This window comes from Kitasatospora sp. NPDC093679 (assembly GCF_040683455.1).
Taxonomy (GTDB): Bacteria; Actinomycetota; Actinomycetes; order Streptomycetales; family Streptomycetaceae; genus Kitasatospora; species Kitasatospora arboriphila.
In genome coordinates this window covers 34,759-50,992 of record NZ_JBFBDW010000025.1, presented here as the reverse complement: position 1 = coordinate 50,992, position 16,234 = coordinate 34,759, and the positions used below count along the sequence as shown (strand labels likewise).

The 16,234-nt window shown below is 71.9% G+C and carries 12 protein-coding genes; 7 read left to right on the top strand and 5 right to left on the bottom strand.

Annotation, left to right across the window (positions count from 1 at the left end):
• Window positions 1-356: 356 nt before the first annotated feature.
• Entirely contained in the window at window positions 357-2,588 is a 2,232-nt protein-coding gene (locus tag AB0O09_RS21250; RefSeq protein WP_363543433.1) for a S8 family peptidase, read from the bottom strand.
• A 27-nt stretch (window positions 2,589-2,615) separates the two neighbouring features.
• Window positions 2,616-3,737: an ATP-binding protein gene (locus AB0O09_RS21245; RefSeq protein ID WP_363543431.1), complete on the bottom strand. Its 1,122-nt coding sequence runs from the start codon at window positions 3,735-3,737 to the stop codon at window positions 2,616-2,618.
• An 817-nt stretch (window positions 3,738-4,554) separates the two neighbouring features.
• Here AB0O09_RS21245 and AB0O09_RS21240 point away from each other — a divergent pair.
• Window positions 4,555-4,788: a hypothetical protein gene (locus AB0O09_RS21240; RefSeq protein WP_363543429.1), complete on the top strand. Its 234-nt coding sequence runs from the start codon at window positions 4,555-4,557 to the stop codon at window positions 4,786-4,788.
• Window positions 4,789-5,004: 216 nt separating this feature from the next.
• Entirely contained in the window at window positions 5,005-5,553 is a 549-nt protein-coding gene (locus AB0O09_RS21235; protein WP_363543427.1) for a methylated-DNA--[protein]-cysteine S-methyltransferase, read from the top strand.
• A gap of 31 nt (window positions 5,554-5,584) precedes the next feature.
• Here AB0O09_RS21235 and AB0O09_RS21230 read toward each other — a convergent pair whose 3' ends face one another.
• The gene (locus tag AB0O09_RS21230) at window positions 5,585-6,652 is read right to left on the bottom strand and encodes an ATP-grasp domain-containing protein (RefSeq protein WP_363543425.1); all 1,068 of its coding nucleotides are present in this window, start codon (window positions 6,650-6,652) and stop codon (window positions 5,585-5,587) included.
• Window positions 6,653-7,140: 488 nt separating this feature from the next.
• Here AB0O09_RS21230 and AB0O09_RS21225 point away from each other — a divergent pair, with 488 nt between their 5' ends.
• Window positions 7,141-8,565: a family 2B encapsulin nanocompartment shell protein gene (locus tag AB0O09_RS21225; protein ID WP_363543423.1), complete on the top strand. Its 1,425-nt coding sequence runs from the start codon at window positions 7,141-7,143 to the stop codon at window positions 8,563-8,565.
• Between the two features lie 135 nt (window positions 8,566-8,700).
• Entirely contained in the window at window positions 8,701-9,750 is a 1,050-nt protein-coding gene (locus tag AB0O09_RS21220; protein ID WP_363543421.1) for a family 2 encapsulin nanocompartment cargo protein polyprenyl transferase, read from the top strand.
• Window positions 9,751-9,781: 31 nt separating this feature from the next.
• On the opposite strand, the gene AB0O09_RS21215 is transcribed toward AB0O09_RS21220, so the two are convergent.
• Complete coding sequence (locus AB0O09_RS21215; RefSeq protein WP_363543419.1) at window positions 9,782-10,801, bottom strand: NAD-dependent epimerase/dehydratase family protein; 1,020 nt, start codon at window positions 10,799-10,801, stop codon at window positions 9,782-9,784.
• Window positions 10,802-10,940: 139 nt separating this feature from the next.
• On the opposite strand from AB0O09_RS21215, the gene AB0O09_RS21210 reads away from it, so the two are divergent.
• The 3 genes from AB0O09_RS21210 (at window position 10,941) to AB0O09_RS21200 (ending at window position 13,891) form a co-directional block, all read left to right on the top strand.
• The gene (locus tag AB0O09_RS21210) at window positions 10,941-12,308 is read left to right on the top strand and encodes a DUF1254 domain-containing protein (RefSeq protein WP_363543417.1); all 1,368 of its coding nucleotides are present in this window, start codon (window positions 10,941-10,943) and stop codon (window positions 12,306-12,308) included.
• A 160-nt stretch (window positions 12,309-12,468) separates the two neighbouring features.
• The gene (locus AB0O09_RS21205; protein ID WP_363543415.1) at window positions 12,469-13,011 is read left to right on the top strand and encodes a SigE family RNA polymerase sigma factor; all 543 of its coding nucleotides are present in this window, start codon (window positions 12,469-12,471) and stop codon (window positions 13,009-13,011) included.
• A 103-nt stretch (window positions 13,012-13,114) separates the two neighbouring features.
• Window positions 13,115-13,891, top strand: a complete 777-nt coding sequence (locus tag AB0O09_RS21200) for a hypothetical protein (protein ID WP_363543413.1) — start codon at window positions 13,115-13,117, stop codon at window positions 13,889-13,891.
• Between the two features lie 49 nt (window positions 13,892-13,940).
• Here the strand turns inward: AB0O09_RS21200 and AB0O09_RS21195 are convergent, their stop codons facing one another.
• The gene (locus tag AB0O09_RS21195; RefSeq protein ID WP_363543412.1) at window positions 13,941-16,073 is read right to left on the bottom strand and encodes a sigma-70 family RNA polymerase sigma factor; all 2,133 of its coding nucleotides are present in this window, start codon (window positions 16,071-16,073) and stop codon (window positions 13,941-13,943) included.
• Between the last annotated feature and the right edge of the window lie 161 nt (window positions 16,074-16,234).

The window sequence follows — 16,234 nt, the reverse complement described above, 5'->3', positions numbered from 1 at the left end:
TGAGGCGGCCATCCCAACGCCGTTGGCGAGCAGACCACCCCGATCGAGGTCCTCCCCGGTGGCCGGATCATTGAGACCAGCAGCTAGGCACGAGCGGTGTCAGACCCACCTGCTAGCGTCTGCTCCTTCTCAGAGGCCCTAAGGCCGTGCCTGAGGGAGCAAGTTCAAGCTGCGCCATCCCGTGCGCCTACAGAGGTGTACATGGGCGGGCCGACAGCCCAACGCGCTGGCGATCGCACGGTCTGAGCCGCGTAGAGGCAACGCAGGGTCCAAGGCCACCGCTTCGCCTGCCCTACCCGCACTGCAGTCGGCAATCCGTACCAACGGATTGCCGACTGCACTGGCATGGTTGACGCCTACGCCGGGGGCCGGATCGAGATCGGGATATCAACCTGGGGTTGAAGGATCTCAAGTCGACCGGAGAATGAACGTACTACCTGGTTATAGATATCTGGACTCTTGGGCGCCGTCAGGGTCACTACGAGGGCATAGTCCACCCTATCCGAGGAATTGCCGGCGAGCTGCTCGATCCTTGAGACGTGGCGAACGTCAAATACTGGCCGGCAGAGTGACGAAGCGCGCATCGTCTTGACCTTATGCTTGATCGTCTCCCATTTGTGGGCATCCCGTCGAAGTTCGCTTTCGGGCGCGTAGTCCGATCCTTGAAAGAATGAGCTTGTGGCCGCGACGGTCGAGTTTTCCGAGGTCATCTTTTCGGCGTGAGGCCTGAAAAATGGCTCAATTGCGCTACCCGTGTATGTGCTAGGCGTTCGCGCGTCGACAGGAGAGCTGATGCAGTAGGTTGCGGCGATCTGCACCTGGCCTTCCGTTACCGATTCCGGGAGCGGGATTGGCATCCTCACTGCCTGCCCAGGATCAATAGATCCCTGATACAGGACTCGCACTGAATTCGGCCGACACAGAACATAGTCATCGAGGCTTTCCGGGATTCTCCCCCAGCCGGCCTCATCGATTGGCAAGTCGTCACGTTCAGCGCAGTGGATCAACAGCGCCTTGAGTGCAAGCGCACTCAACTCAGGTCCGAAATGAGCTCGAATAGCTGTAGCCATTCGCAGGGCCGCAGGAGCGGCAAAGCTCGTTCCCTGGCTTAGCAGCGGCGGCATGCCAGCCTCGCTAGGGGCAAAGCAGAATGGCTCGAATGCTCCGCCGCCAAAGCTTAGAATATCTGGCTTGACCATTCCCGGTGAGCGCCCGGGTCCGAGCGCGCTGTAACTAGCCCGCTCCCACCGGGTACGACGGCTATCAGCAGATCCGACGGCAAGCGAGTTGACTGAATCGGACGGCACTTGAATCCGAGCGTTTCCTGACTGCCTGTCGGCTTCCCCGTTATTTCCAGCCGCCACTGTCAGGAGGGTTTTTCCCTGGGACGTGTAGTGATCCAATACTGCCGTCCAGGGGTGGACTTCATCGTCCTCAACTGGGAGATAGGGCCCCAGGCTTAGGTTGATGAAGTCGTAGTGCTTCTTCTCCAGCACGGCCGCGATGCGCTTAAGGGCCTTGTAGAGGTCGTAATCCTGATCATCCTCGGTATCGAGCACCCGGTAATGATCAACCTCGGCGAATGGCCTGGGGGCCGGCTGCCCGGGGGTCAGGGAGCCAAACAGAATGGCCGAAGTGACGTTGTGTCCGTGAGCGACATAGTCGGGTACCTCGCCTTCAATGGGACCTGCATCAAAGGCTGTCGCCCACCTATCGAACGCATGGTTCTTCGGAAGCCCTCCGTCGAATACCGCTACACGGACCGACGGGTCAATCGCCCCACCCTCAGGGAGCGGGACAGGAGCGAGATTGGCGTTTGTGAAGCTGCGCTCAATCGGATGCAGGGTTCGAAGCTTAGGCATCGGTCGGAGAACCCGAAGGAAGGAGAATCGACTGAGTTTGTCGATTTCGCTGCGCGCGATCCTTACGGGGATAAATGCCAACCCGGAGATGCGAATTCCGGCGGCCACGTCGGCCTGCGCGCCACACTGCCGCGCATATTCAGCAAATGCGCTTAGGATTACGGATCGATCGCGCTCTGGAAGGTGGAGACCTGCCTCGATCAAGGCCCGATCGCCACTCAGTCCATCGACCCCGCGTTCCTTATCGCTTGCAGACGGGGCCCTGAACCTTTCGATTCTCTGGAGCGGAGATCCTTCCGGAAACGCCCCCTTGATCTTCAGCCTTTGATGCCAGCTTTCGAAAGAAGATGTCCGGCCAGAGACGAAGAGCTCGGTAGTGTCCATCTCGATCGGCTCACCTTGGCGAGTCCACTGGCCAGGTGTCACGCGCGCGCCGCGCGACCCGATGTAGGTAAGGCCCAGGTCTCGAAGGAAGTCTCCAGGATGATACGTCTTCGCAATGAACTGTGGATGGAGTGTCACTATGCCGACGGTTTTCCCATCGGGGGTCGCGGCAGCGGGAAGTGACTGGAACGACCGCACCGCTACGTCCAGTTGCGTTTGGAGCCTTTTTCGCGCCTCTTCAGCGGTGTATGGCTCCTTCGGCTTTCTGCCTGATCGCGCCAGCGATACAGGCGTAACCAGCCGCTCGCCATGGCCGAGCAGGAAGTTCCTGGGCTCCGACATCAATCCCCCCTCTGGGATAAATGAGCACTACCTTTCGAGCCTGCGCCGAATTGTGTCGCGGCTTACCCCCGTAATTTCGCTCGCCCGCCGCTGCGAGATTGAGCACTCCTCAATCAGGTCTAGAGCAATTTGAATTCGGCGAGGGGCTTCCATTTCTCGCAACCTCTGCCTGCCGAGATCAAGCAGGACATCAAAAAGCTTCTCGTCTTTCAGGGCTGCCCGCCTGCGAGCACCCAGTACGAGCCGCTCGGCATCAGCGAATGAAGCTCCCTGAAGTGTCTTTACGAGAAAGTCAATGACTTCCCTCGAGCCGTCCACGCCGCAGTATTGGATCAACGCCTCCCTGAGCTGGACCGGCCCAGGAAGCGGGAAGTCAACGACTTGATCGAAGCGCCGCCAAACAGCCGGATCTAGCAGCTCGGCATGATTTGTTGCGGCGAGGAGGAGGGAAGAGGCGGGCCAATCATCGATTTCCTGGAGGAGGACTGTAACGAGTCTCTTCAGCTCTCCTACCTCCGCTGAATCGTCGCGGCGCTTGGCCACCGTGTCCAACTCATCAAGTAGCAAGACTGATGGGCTCGACTTCGCGTAGTCAAGCACCTTGCGGATGTTGCTGCCCGTTCGGCCAAGGTAGCTGCTCATCACGGATGACAGGTCCAAGACGAGTAGCGGCCGGCGGAGTTCGGCGGCGATCCACCGAGCTGCCAGCGTCTTACCCACACCCGGAGGACCGACAAACAGTGCAGACCGGCTCGGCATCAGGCCTGACCGCGCGAGGCGCTCGCGGTTCAGGTGCTCCTCGCGAAGCTGATCGAGCTGGCCTCGTACTGGATCTACCAACACGGGCGACTGGGCAGGGCCTAGTTGATCAGCTCGGATGAGTGGGAGGCGGGTGTCGCCGTCGAGAGGAAGAGGGAGCGCGTTGCCATGGCTCCTCATTGGCGCGTCGAGGCTCGGTGCGGAGCGCAGTAGCTCCCGCAGCGACTCGGCGAGACTGCTGTTGGTCGCCTGGTACCGCCTCGCCATGCGCTGAAGCAACGTCTGCACGTCTTGTGACCGACCCGCCATCGCGACGCGCGCTAGGTGGACTATGTCGCGATCATATCGACCAGCATCGTCCAGCACGACTGGATCTTTGGCCTCTAGCATGCCAGTTACCCTATCTCTGAGTGGCCTAGTTCTTCGACATTGAGGCACATCTAGTCCACTGTGCCCCCGGCACCATCCTTCCGGGCGACACTGACAGACGTGATGGCGGGGGTCCCTCACCAGGCGATCAGCCCGCCGCTGCACTCCTCGGCCATGACCAACGAGAGACGGAGGGTGCAGTCATCGGCGTGCCGGCCAGGCGCGGCGCAGGGTGCCGCCAGCCTCGGGGGACAAGGTGTCGCCCCTGGAGAAGTCTTGGAGAGGATCTTGAGGGTCAAGCTCCAGGGCGCCAACGGTGACCACCGTTCCCCGATGCCCTGAGCTGCATCTTTGAGCTGCCTCCCACGTCGCGTAGACCTGAGGGCCTACTTCGGGACGAAGGTGTCTGTTCAGGTAGCTGGTCCAGCCGTCGACATCGGCAGCCGACATCAACGACCGCGAACATCCATGTGTGACCTGATCCATGCGTGAAGCCGCTGTCCACCCGCGGACGCTAGCGATGCTGGCAGCCGGGAGCCGCAAGGTGGCTTGTAAAGCGGGGGTCGTCGGTTCGAACCCGACAGGGGGCTCCGTTCGGAATTCCGGAAGGGCCGGCTCGCGGGGCGTTCCCCGCGGCCGGCCCTTCCGTCGTCGTGGGGCGCCGGATGCTCCGTGGGCGTCTCAAAGGGTTGATCGGAGTGCCGGACGGGCGGTGCTCGCTGCAGGCCCGACCGGGGCGGTTCCGGCTGGGCGCGCCGGGGGCCGCCGGGCGGTCGTACGGTGGACGGGGGGCCGAAGACGCCTGGCAGCAGGCGTGCGAGACCCGCGGGAGGTCGCGATGCCCGGTTCTGTCACGATCGGCCACACCGATGCGCTGGTGATGCTGAGCCACGACGACGCCAAGCGGCTGTCGACGGTGCTCGGGGAGATGGCGAACATGCTGGAGTCGTCCGGCGACAGCCGGCTCGGCGACGCCCAGGTCGGCGAGCTCTGCCGGGGCAGGGCGGCGTCGCGCGAGGAGCTGACCGGCTGGTGCCGGAACCTCTCGCAGTACCTGGCCGAACACCTCTGACCGGACGCCCCCGGCCGGACCGGCGCCGATCGACTCCGGTCGGCTCTCCGGTCGGGATTCCGGGTGCGGGCCGCGGCCGGGACGGCGGCCGGAACCGTCGCCCCGGCCCGTGGCGTGCCCGCTCCGCGGAGGGCGCCGGGCGGCAGGGGCGGACGGTCCGGGGAGGTCTTCGACGGCCGGCCCCGCCGGGCGCCTGCGCGGGGTAGGTTCGCCGGTATGGAGCCGCTGTCCCGGATCACCGTGCCGACCCCACTGCCGACCGGTCCGATGCGGCTGGCGGTCACGCCTGCGGGCGTCGCGGCGGTCTCGTACGCGGGTGAGCCGGCGGCCGGGGCGGGGGTGCCGGAGTGCACCGAGCGCCGGGTGGTCGACGCGGTCACCGGGCAGCTGGCCGAGTACTTCGGCGGCCGCAGGCGGCGGTTGGAGCTGCCGATCGACTGGCGCCTCGCCACCGGGCCGCACCGCGTGGTGCTGGAGCGGCTGGTGGCGGACGTCGGCTACGGGCGGACCATCACCTACGGCGAACTCGCGGCCCGCAGCGGGGTCTTCGAGGACGTCGCGGAACCCGGTCTGGCGGCCCGCACGGTCGGGCAGATGATGGGCGCCAACCCGCTCGCCCTGCTGGTGCCGTGCCACCGGGTGGTGGCCGCGGACGGACTGGGCGGGTTCGGCGGCGGCCCGCAGGGGCTGGAGACCAAACGCTGGCTGCTCACCCTGGAGGGTGTGCTGCCGCCGACGCTGGACTGGAACGGGCCGGTCGGCTGACCGGCCCGTCGGCCGCTCCGGGCCGGACGGTTCAGACGGCCGCGGCCGCCGCGCCGAGCTGCCACGCGTGGGTGCGCTGCCGCGGCAGCACCGGCTGGATGCCGGAGACCAGGGTGTACTCGGTGTCGAGCAGGTCGGCGGCGAAGGCGGTCGCGGGCGCCTCGCCGAGGGCCAGCTGCACCGCCGTCCACGGCAGGTTGAGCCCGCACAGCCGGAGCTGGTGCAGCCCGCCGGAGGGGCGGGTGTTGACGTCGAGCACCACCGGGCGGCCGTGGTGGTGCCGGTACTGGACGTTGGAGAGGTAGGACACCCCGAAGGTCTCGACGAGCCGGCGGGTGGGCTCCAGGTACCGCGGGTCGGTGGTGAAGGTCCGGCGGCGCCGGGTCTTCGTCCGGCCGACGGCGGCGAGCAGCCGGCCGTCCGGCGAGGTGAGGCAGTCGACCGAGACCTCCGGGCCCTCCAGTAGCGGCATCACCAGCAGGTCGGCCGGCTCCGGGCTCTGCTCCAGGGCGTTCAGCACCAGGTCGAGCTGGACGCTCGCGTCGGGGAAGCCGGTGAGTCGGCGCAGGCTGAACGGCTCCCTGGTGAGCACCCGGAAGCCCTCGCCGCCGGCCCCGGAGGCGGGCTTGAGGCAGGCCGTCGACCCCTCCTCCTCGATCTCCTCGACCGCGGCGAGCAGCTCGTCGGCGGTGCGGACGTGCCGCCACAGCGGCACCGGCAGGCCGGCCGCGGCCATCGCCGCGTAGCCGTCGGCCTTGCTCTCGAAGACGGCGATCGCCGCGGCCGACGGGCACACCAGCGCGGTGCCGATCGCCTCGAAGTCGCGCCGGCGCAGGGATATCGCGAGTTGGCCCAGCCGGGGGAGGAAGACGTCTATGCTGTGCCGGGCGCAGAATTCCAAGGCGAATTCCACGTAGGCCTCGGGGGAGAGGCCCTCGGGTTCGAGTGATCCGAAGTCAGCGGCGGCGAGCACCGGGGAGTCCGGGTCGACGTGCGTGGCATGGATCTCGACCGGGCGCGGAGCGGCGCGCAACAGGTCGATGAAGAAGACGTTCTCGGCGTAGGTACGGTTCAGCCAGACGCGAACGGGGGCGCTCACGGGGGTCTCCCTGGAAAAGGGCGCAACGGTGGGAGGGCGCGGTCGGGGCGGCCTGCCTGCCGGCGTCTTGCCGCGCTCTTGAGGTGGCACCTTAGCGCCCGCGCCGGGCCGGGCGGACGGGGGGTGGGGTGTCGTGCTGGCGTTCGATCAACATCCCTGCGCATCAGGCTAGTTGGTGATCGATGACGGGCCGGTGACGTCGGGTTCCGGCATGTTGCGGTCAGATGAATTCAGCACCGGTCGGCGCGGGCGGGCCGGCCGGCGGCCCGGTGACGATGAACGTGCCCATGCCGGCTTCGGACCGCGGCGGCGCCCGGGCGACGTTCGGCCGGCGGGCCGCATTTTCGAGTGCGTGCTCTATTCATACTATTTGCAGGTGCGAATTGACCACTCGTACGAGTGATTGCGGACGGGGCCGAATGGGCGTCAGCATATTTTGACAAAGCGGCACGTCCGGTGTGCGCATGCCTCGCGCGAAGGGTTCCTCGATGTCGACCGAAACCAGCATTGGCGTTCATGCGCAGGAGGGAGAGCCGCAGCCGCGGCAGCAGTCCAGCCTGAGCACGGCCGGTGCGCGGAATCTGGCCAGCACCACCAAGTCGGCGCCCCAGATGCAGGAGATCAGCTCGCGCTGGCTGCTGCGGATGCTCCCCTGGGTGCAGGTGTCCGGCGGCACGTACCGGGTGAACCGCCGGCTCAGCCACGCGGTCGGCAGCGGCCGGGTGGCGTTCGTCCGCACGGGCTCCCGGGTCGAGGTCCTGCCGCCCTCGCTGCGCGAGCTGCCGCTGCTGCGCGACGTGCAGGACGACGCCCTGCTCGCCGCCCTGGCCGCCGGCTTCGTGCAGCGGGAGTTCCGGGCCGGCGAGCAGCTGGCGGCCGAGGGCGAACCGCTCGGCGAGCTGCTGCTGGTCGCGCACGGCAAGGTCGAGCGGCACGGCACCGGGCGCTACGGCGACGCCACCGTGCTCGACTCCCACGCCGACGGCGACCACCTGGGCGACGAGGCGCTGCTCGGCCCGGACGCCCGCTGGCCGGTCGGCCTGCGCGCCACCACCGCCGGCACCCTGCTCGCGCTGTCGCGTGCCGCCTTCGAGCAGGTCGCGGCCACCGCACCGGAGCTGCGCGAGCGCGCCCGGGCCCTCGCCGAGGGCGACCGGCGCCCGCGGAACAAGTACGGCGAGGCCGCGATCGAGATGTCCGCCGGCCACACCGGCGAGCACGAGCTGCCGGCGGCCTTCGTCGACTACGAACTCGCCCCCCGCGAGTACGAGCTGAGCGTCGCCCAGACGGTGCTGCGGGTGCACACCCGGGTCGCCGACCTCTACAGCGAGCCGATGGACCAGACCGAGCACCAGCTCCGGCTCACCGTCGAGGCGCTGCGCGAGCGCCAGGAGCACGAGCTGGTCAACAACCCCGACTTCGGCCTGCTCGCCAACGCGGACCACAGCCAGCGCATCCAGACCCACTCCGGCCCGCCCACCCCCGACGACATGGACAACCTGCTCAGCCGCCGCCGTGGCACCAAGTTCTACCTGGCCCACCCGCGGGCGATCGCCGCCTTCGGCCGCGAGTGCAACCGGCGCGGCCTGTACCCCGCCCCGGTGGAGGTCCACGGCCGCCGGGTGCCGGCCTGGCGCGGGGTGCCGATCCTCAGCTGCAACAAGATCCCGATCACCGACGGCACCAGCCCGATCCTCGCCATGCGCACCGGCGAGGACAAGCAGGGGGCGATCGGCCTGCACCAGACCGGCATCCCGGACGAGTTCGAGCCGAGCCTCTCGGTGCGGTTCGCCGGCATCGACGAGAAGGCGGTCATCTCCTACCTGGTCACCGCGTACTACTCCGCCGCGATCCTCGTCCCGGACGCGGTGGGCGTCCTGGAGAACGTCGTCCTGGACGGCCCGCGCGGCTGATCCGGGACACCCGCCGCGGACGGGGCGGCACACCTGCACGACGGCACGCGAGCACGACAGCAGCAGGAGACAGCACCACGGCACGGGCGGCGCCGCACGGCCGCCCGTGCCGCCACACCGAGGGGGAGGACCACCATGGGGATCTTCGCGCCGGAACGCGACCAGACCGACGGGAACGAGGCCGCCGACGTGCTGGCCCGTGCCCGCAGCACCGTCGACCCGGGCCTGCGCGCCGCCGTCGACACCCTGCCGGGCTCGATGCGCCGCATCGCCGGCTACCACTTCGGCTGGTGGGAGGCGGACGGCACGCCCGGCACGACCGGCTCCGGCAAGGCGATCCGTCCGGCGCTGGTGCTCGCCGCCACCCAGGCGGCCGGCGGCCTCCCCGGCGCCGCCGTCCGGGCCGCCGCCGCGGTGGAGCTGGTGCACAACTTCACGCTCCTCCACGACGACGTCATCGACCGCGACCGCACCCGCCGCCACCGCCCCACCGCCTGGCGGGTGTTCGGCACCACCGAGGCGATCCTGGCCGGCGACGCCATGCACTCCCTGGCCCTGCGCGTCCTCGCCGAGGACACCCACCCCGCCGCCCCGGCGGCCGTCCGCCGGCTCGCGGACTGCGTGGTCGAACTCTGCGCCGGCCAGCAGGCCGACTGCTCCTTCGAGCAGCGCAGCGACGTCACCCTGGCGGAGTGCCTGGCCATGGCCGAGGGCAAGACGGGGGCCCTGCTCGGCTGCGCCTGCGCCGTGGGCGCGCTCTACGCCGGGGCGGGCGAGGCGGTCGCCGACGTGATGGACGCCTTCGGCCGGGAGATCGGCCTGGCCTTCCAGCTGATCGACGACCTCATCGGCATCTGGGGCGACCCGGCCGTCACCGGCAAGCCCGTCGGTGCCGACCTCGCCGCCCGGAAGAAGTCGCTGCCGGTGGTGTACGCGCTGAGCAGCGGCACCGCCGCCGCGGCCGAGCTCGCCGCGCTCTACGCACTGGACCGTCCGCTCAACGCCGCCGAACTGCAGCGGGCCGCGGCCGCGGTCGACCGGGCCGGGGGCCGCAGCTGGGCCCAGGGCGAGTCCTGCGAACGGATGGCCTCGGCCATCGCCCACCTCGCCGAGGCCATCCCCGACCCCTCCGAGGCGGACGACCTGCTCGCCCTCGCCGAACTCGTCACCCGGCGCTCCCACTGACGAGAGGACCGTCGGCACCGGGCCGCGGCCGTCAGGCGCCCCCGGCCGCCCCTGCGGCGGCGAGGAGTTCCTTCTCCTTCTCCTCGGCGATGCCCAGCGGCGTCCCGCCCTGGGTGTAGGGGGCGTCGCGGGGGCCGCGCCGCCCGATCCAGGCCCAGGTGCCGCGGACGGTCTCCTCGACGGGCCGGTTGCGCAGGCCGGCCTCCCGGGCCCGGGAGGTGTCGGCCCGCCAGATGCCGGCCCAGTCGGGCTCGTCGGGCGTCCACAGCGGCAGCTCCGTCCAGGGTGCGACCCCGGCGGCGAGCAGCGCCCCGTCGGCGACGGGCACGAACTCGGCGTCGGCGCCGGTGGACTCGGCGCAGGCGCGCAGCATCGCGCCCATGGTGGTCCCGCCGGCCGGCCCGGTGGTGACGTACCGGCCGGTCCGGCCCTGCTCCAGCAGACCGAGTCCGAAGGCGGCGAAGTCGCGGGCGTCGATCAGCTGCATGGGGCGCTCCGGATCGCCGGGGAGGATCACCTGCCCGCCGCGGGCGATCCGCTCCAGCCACCAGAGCAGTCGGCCGACGTTCTCGTGCGGACCGATCAGCAGACCGCAGTTGAGCAGTGTGGAGTTCTCGCCGAAGTGCTCCGTCACGGCACGCTCGCAGCCGGCCTTCAGGGCGTTGGCGGGGGGCTGGTCCGGCGGGGTGTCGGCCGGGCAGTCGAAGGTTGCGGAGGTTTCGTCCACCGGCCGGGCGGGCCAGTCGGCGAAGGCGTGGATCGAGGAGACGAAGCTGTAGTGGCCGGCGCGGCCGCGCAGCAGCCGGGCGGCCTGCGCGACGGCGTGCGGCTGCTGGCCGGAGGTGTCGACGACGGCGTCCCAGCTGCGGCCGTCGACGAGCCGGGCGAGGTCCTCCGCTCTGGTGCGGTCGCCGTGGACGGCTTCGACGCCGGGCCGGTCGGGCCCGGTGACGCCGCGGTTGAAGGTGGTGACCCGGTGACCGCGGGCGAGGGCGTCGGAGACGTAGGCCCGGCCGAGGAAGGACGAGCCGCCGAGGATGAGGATGTTCATACCGGTGACCCTCTCCGGCGCGGTCCGTCCGCACACGGGCGTTCACTCCTGGCGGACCGGCGGCGGCGTCGGCCACCGGCCGGGCCGACGGGTCATTAGTCTCACTTCATGCCGATTCGTCCGAGGGGAGTGTGGCGGCATGGGTAATCCGGTTCTGGTGGACGAGGCCACGGTGCGGGGCACGGCGGCGGAGGCCTGGATCTGGGGGCTGCCGATGCTGGAGAACTACCGGACGCTCCACGCGCAGGCCGTCGACGAGGCGGACCCCCGCTACGTCGGCGGCTTCGGCGTCTTCCGCCACTACCCGCACCCCTTCACCCCGGCCAACACCGACGTCGTCACCCCCAACAACGACACCCCGTACTCGCTGGCCTGGCTCGACCTGCGGGCCGAGCCGTGGGTGCTGGAGGTCCCGGCCACCGACCGCTACCACGTGCTGCCGCTGCACGACCTCGACACCTGCTACGTGGGCTTCGTCGGCTCCCGCACCACCGGCAACGGCGCCGGCCGCCACCTCGTCCTCGGCCCGGACCACCGCGGCACCCCGGGCGAGGGCTTCGACGGCGTCCTGCACGCCGACACCCGGCTGGTCGGCATCGTCGGACGGACCCACCTGGCGGGGCCCGAGGACGTCCCCGCCCTGGAGCGGGTCCAGGCCGGCTACCGGCTGCGCCCGCTCAGCGCCCACCTGGGCACCGAACCGCCGCCGTCCGCACCCGACCCGGTCTGGCCGGTCTGGCGCGAGGAGGTCCTCGACGGCCTGGAGTTCTTCTCCTTCCTGGACTTCCTGTTGGGCTTCTTCCCGGTGCTGCCGGCCGACGCCGACCTGCGCCGCCGCCTCGCCGAACTCGGCGTCGGAACCGGGGACTTCGAACCCGCCGCGCTGCCCCTGGGGATCCGTGGGGCGATGGCCCGGGGAATCGCCGACGCCCGGACCAGGCTGAGCGCGGCGGTGGCCGGGAGCCACGACTCCACCGCCCTGTTCGGGACGAGGGTCCAGCTCGGCACCGACCACCTCGGCCGGGCGATCGGTGTGCTGCGCGGCCTGTACGGACTGCCGGTCGAGGAGGCCTGGTACACCGCCTGGACCACCGAGGAGGACCCGGACAGCGCTGGCGGCCTGGGCAGCGCGGGCGGCCGGGGTGGTGCGGGCGGCCGCCCGCTGGACGGTTCGGTCCGCTCCTACCTCCTCCGCTTCCCGCCCGGGGGCCGCCCGCCCGCCCGGTACTTCTGGTCCGTCACCGTCTACGGACTGCCCGACCAGCTGCTCGTCGACAACCCCGTCGACCGGTACTCGATCGGCGACCGCACCCCCGGCCTCACCGCCGACGAGGACGGCGGCCTGACCCTCCGGCTCCGCCACGAACGCCCCGAGGACCCGCGGGAGCAGGCCAACTGGCTGCCCGTCCCGGCCGGGCCCTTCATGGCCGTGTTGCGGGTGTACGGCCCCGAGCCCACCGTCCTCGACGGCCGCTGGCAGCGGCCGCCGCTGCTCCCCGGCCCCTGAGCCCCGCCCCGGCCCTGCCCCGCACCCGCCCGCCCCGTCGCACCCGAACGGCCGTCCGGAAAATGGGCGGTGCGGGCTGTAACGCCGTGCCGTCCCCGGCGCGTCCTACAGGAGGAAGCGCACAGCGGGGGGAGCGCGGAGCGGGGAGGAGGGGACGGGCATGGCCGGGGGAGGACCGGGACGCGGCGCCAGGGACGACGAGTTCCTGGAGTTCGCGGCGACCCGATCGAGCCCTCTCTACCGTTCCGCCTGCCTGCTGACGGGCGGCGACACCCACCTCGCCGAGGACCTCGTCCAGGAGACGCTCGGCCGGATGTACGCGGTCTGGCGCACCGGCGGCTGGCGTCCCGGCACCAAGCGGATCGACAACCCCGCGGCCTACGCCCAGGGCGTGCTCTACCGCCTGTTCCTCTCGCACGTCCGGCGCCGCAGCAGCACCGAGCGCCCGGTCGGTGACCTGCCGGACCGGGCCGCCCCGGCCGGCGACTCCTCGCTGCGGGTCACCCTGATCGAGGCGCTCGCCCGGCTCTCGCCGCGGGACCGCGCCGTCCTGGTCCTCCGCTACTGGGAGGACGTCAGCGTCGAGGAGACCGCGGAACTGCTGGGGGCCAGTCCGGGCGCCGTCCGGACGCAGACCTCACGGGCGCTCACCCGGCTGCGGGCGCTGATCGGCGACGCCCTCCCCGACCTCGCCCTGCGCTGACCGTGCCCGCCCCGAGCGCCGCACCGCCCGACCGTTCCCGTCCGACCACCCCGTCCGACCATCGAGAACCACCCGATCCGACCGCAGAGACGGTGAACCAGCCATGTCCGACGCACCCGAGCCACTCCCCGAGGAGGAGCTCGTCCAGCTCTTCCGGGAGGCCGGTGACGGCTTCCTGGCCGACCGCCCGCAGATCGTGCTCGGCGCCGTGGAGCGCGGTCGGGCCCTGCGCCGCCGCCGGGTCGCCTCCGTGATCGGCGGGACGGCCGCACTGGCCGTGATCGCGGGCGGCGGAGCCCTGCTGGCGACCGTCCCCGGCGGCCCCGGCCGGTCCTACCGGACGGCGGCGGACTCCGCCGCCGGCTCGGGGATGACCGACCAGGAGATGGTGGCGGCCCTCAGACCGCACCTGGACGGCTGGCGGATCGTCGACGTCCGCGGCACCGGGACGGCCGGCTCCGCCGAGGCCGGAACGGCGCCGCTGGTGGAGATCACCGTGGACGACGGCCACGGCCGGGCCGGCGTCCGGACGGCGGTCTGGCGCGACACCGTGCGGACGGTGCTGCAGTCCACCGCGTGCCCCGAGCCGAGGCACCCCGAGGTGACCTGCAGCCGGGCGGAGCTGCCGGACGGCTCCGCCCTGATGACCTGGAAGTCCGGCTACGCCGACACCGGGGCCAAGTCCTGGTGGTGCCTGCTCGCCACCGCGTCCGGCAAGCGGGTCTCGGTCACCGAGTGGAACTCCTCCGAGGTCGGCGAGACCGCCAGCCGCACCGACCCTCCGCTGACCGTCGACCAGCTCCGGATGATCGCCGTCGACCCGGTCTGGGACCGCGCGGTGGACGACACCGGACGGCGGACCGGGGCCGCGCAGCCCTGACCGGACGGCGGGCCGGGGCGGTCCGGTCAGGGCCGGGGCCGGGCCGGGCTCAGGGGGTGGCGCCGCCGGAGGGCGGCGGAGAGGCGGCGTCCCGACCCGGTGCGGGATCGCTGCCGTGCGCCGGACCGGAGCCCTCGGCGGCCGGCGGCGAGGGGTCACCGGCAGGACCGGACGCACCGCCCGACCCGCCCCCGGTCCCGCCTGTCCCACCGCTGCCGCCCGTCCCACCGGTACCGCCCGTGCCGCCCGGCTCGGGACTCCGGCTGCCGCCGGGCTCCGAGGAGCTGCCGCCCGAGCCGGTGCCGCCGGACGGGGTGCCCCCGGAGCCGGTGCCGCCCGAACCCGTGCCGGGCGTGCCGGTGGGGGTGGCGGGGGCGGGCGAGCCGCTGTCCGACGGACCGTCGGGCTGCCCACCGCGCTGGACGGGCCCGCCCTCCAGGGTCACCACGGCCTCCGACGGCGGCAGCGCGATCCTCGCCGTCCAGTGCCCGGCCGGGACGCGCTCCTCGTCCACCGTCACCGTCACGGTGATCCGCTGACCGGGCTCCAGGGTGCCCTCGTCCCGGCTGAGCCGCAGCCAGCCCACCTCGACCACGGCGTGCCAGTGGATGCCGGTACCGCCTGAGTTGGTGAGGGTGATCACCGTGCGGTTGCCCCACTCGCTGGCCTCCACGGAGAGCTGCCCCGGCCGGGCGGGCGGCGTCGGTGCCGCGGGAGCGACCTCGGCCGCGGCCAGCTTGCGGGAGCCGTGCGAGGGCACCGGGACGGCGGCACCCTCGACCACGGGCAGCAACGTTTCTGCAGTCGACGCCCCCGCCAGTCGCAGGCCGTCGCCCTGCTCCGCACCGTTCCCGTCGGCGACGGCGTCCGGCACGGTCGGCTGCTCCTCCCCGGACGCGTCCGGGGAGAGCCCCGGTGAGTCCACCCGGACGGAGGAGACCGGCGAGGCCGACCCGACTCCCTCGCCGCCACCGCGGTACGCCGCCCACAGCGCCACCACCGGCGCCGTCAGGACGGCCGCCAGGACACCGGTGGTCACCACCCGCTGCCGGACCACCGCCAGCCCCGTGGAGGGGGCCCGGTGCCGGGGGAAGCCCCGCTGGTCGAATCGGATCGCCGCGGGCCCCTGGCCGGGTGCGGCGGCCAGCCGCCGGCCGGCCGCCGCGCCCGCCAGGAAGGCCGCGCCCGCGGCCCCGCCCGGGACCTGGGCCGCGGTGGTCGCCACCCGCACCGTCACCGGCGCCGGCAGCAGCGGCAGCCCCGCCGTGTCCGCCAGGCCGGCCGGACCGGGCTGCGGTTCGGCCGCCACCCGCTCCGTGGTGCCGCGGCAGGTCGGGCAGTCCACCACGTGCTGCACCAGCTCGCGGCGGAGCGCCGGGCCGAGCACCCAGCCGCTGCGGCCCTCCGCGCCCGCCCCGCCGAGCTGGGCGAGCTCCGGGCAGCCGCCCGCGGCGAGCACCAACAGGGCCGCGCGGGTGCGCCCGACCTCGGCGGCGGCCGTCTCCAGCAGCTCCTCGGCGGCCGGCAGCGGTACGGCCAGCACGGCCGCCACCTCCTCCGGCGCCAGCCCGTGACGGACCGCCAGTTCCAGCGCCTCGCGCTGCTCGGGGCCGGTGCCGGCCGCCTCGGGCCAGGCCAGCCGGGCCAGCTCCTCGCGGCGCTGGGCGAGCACGGCGGCCCCGGCCGCGCGGGCCGGGCCGATCCCGCCCGTGCCGGTGGCGGTGCCGGTCCCCGTGGCCGTCGTGCGCGCGCCGCCCGCGCCGCCCGCGGCGCGCGGGGCCTTCGCCGCGCCCGCGGCCCGTCCGCCCGCCCCGGCCCGTCCGGCGCGCACCTTCCCGGCAGGGACAGGGGCGGGGGCGGGCGGACCGGACCGGGTGCCGGTCGGCGGCGCGGGCTCGCGCACGGGGGCGCCGGTGAAGGCGGCCTCGGCCCCGGACTCCAGGCGGCGCAGGCAGCAGTGCCGGGCCAGGGCGTACAGCCAGGCCCGGCGGAGCGCCGGGTCGGCGAGCCGGCCGCCGTGCCGCAGCGCCAGGTCGCGGACCTCGGCGACGGCGGCCACGGCGGCGTCGTGCTCGCACAGGACGGAGAGGCAGTAGGTGAACAGGCCGTCCACGTGCTGCCCGTAGGCGTGCAGGACCGGTGCCCCGGCGGAGGCCACCGGGCTCTCAAGCAAGCTCGTCACGGATCCGACGGTAGGGACGGGATTCGCCCGGTCCGGTGGTTTCCCGGCGCTTGTACTTCTTTCGGGTAACAGCACCGACTCACCCGTGACCCCGCGCGCATCCGGCCCTCGCACGCCGTCCGGATGCCCCGTGCCCCCCCGTGTCGTGGGCCGGCCGCGGG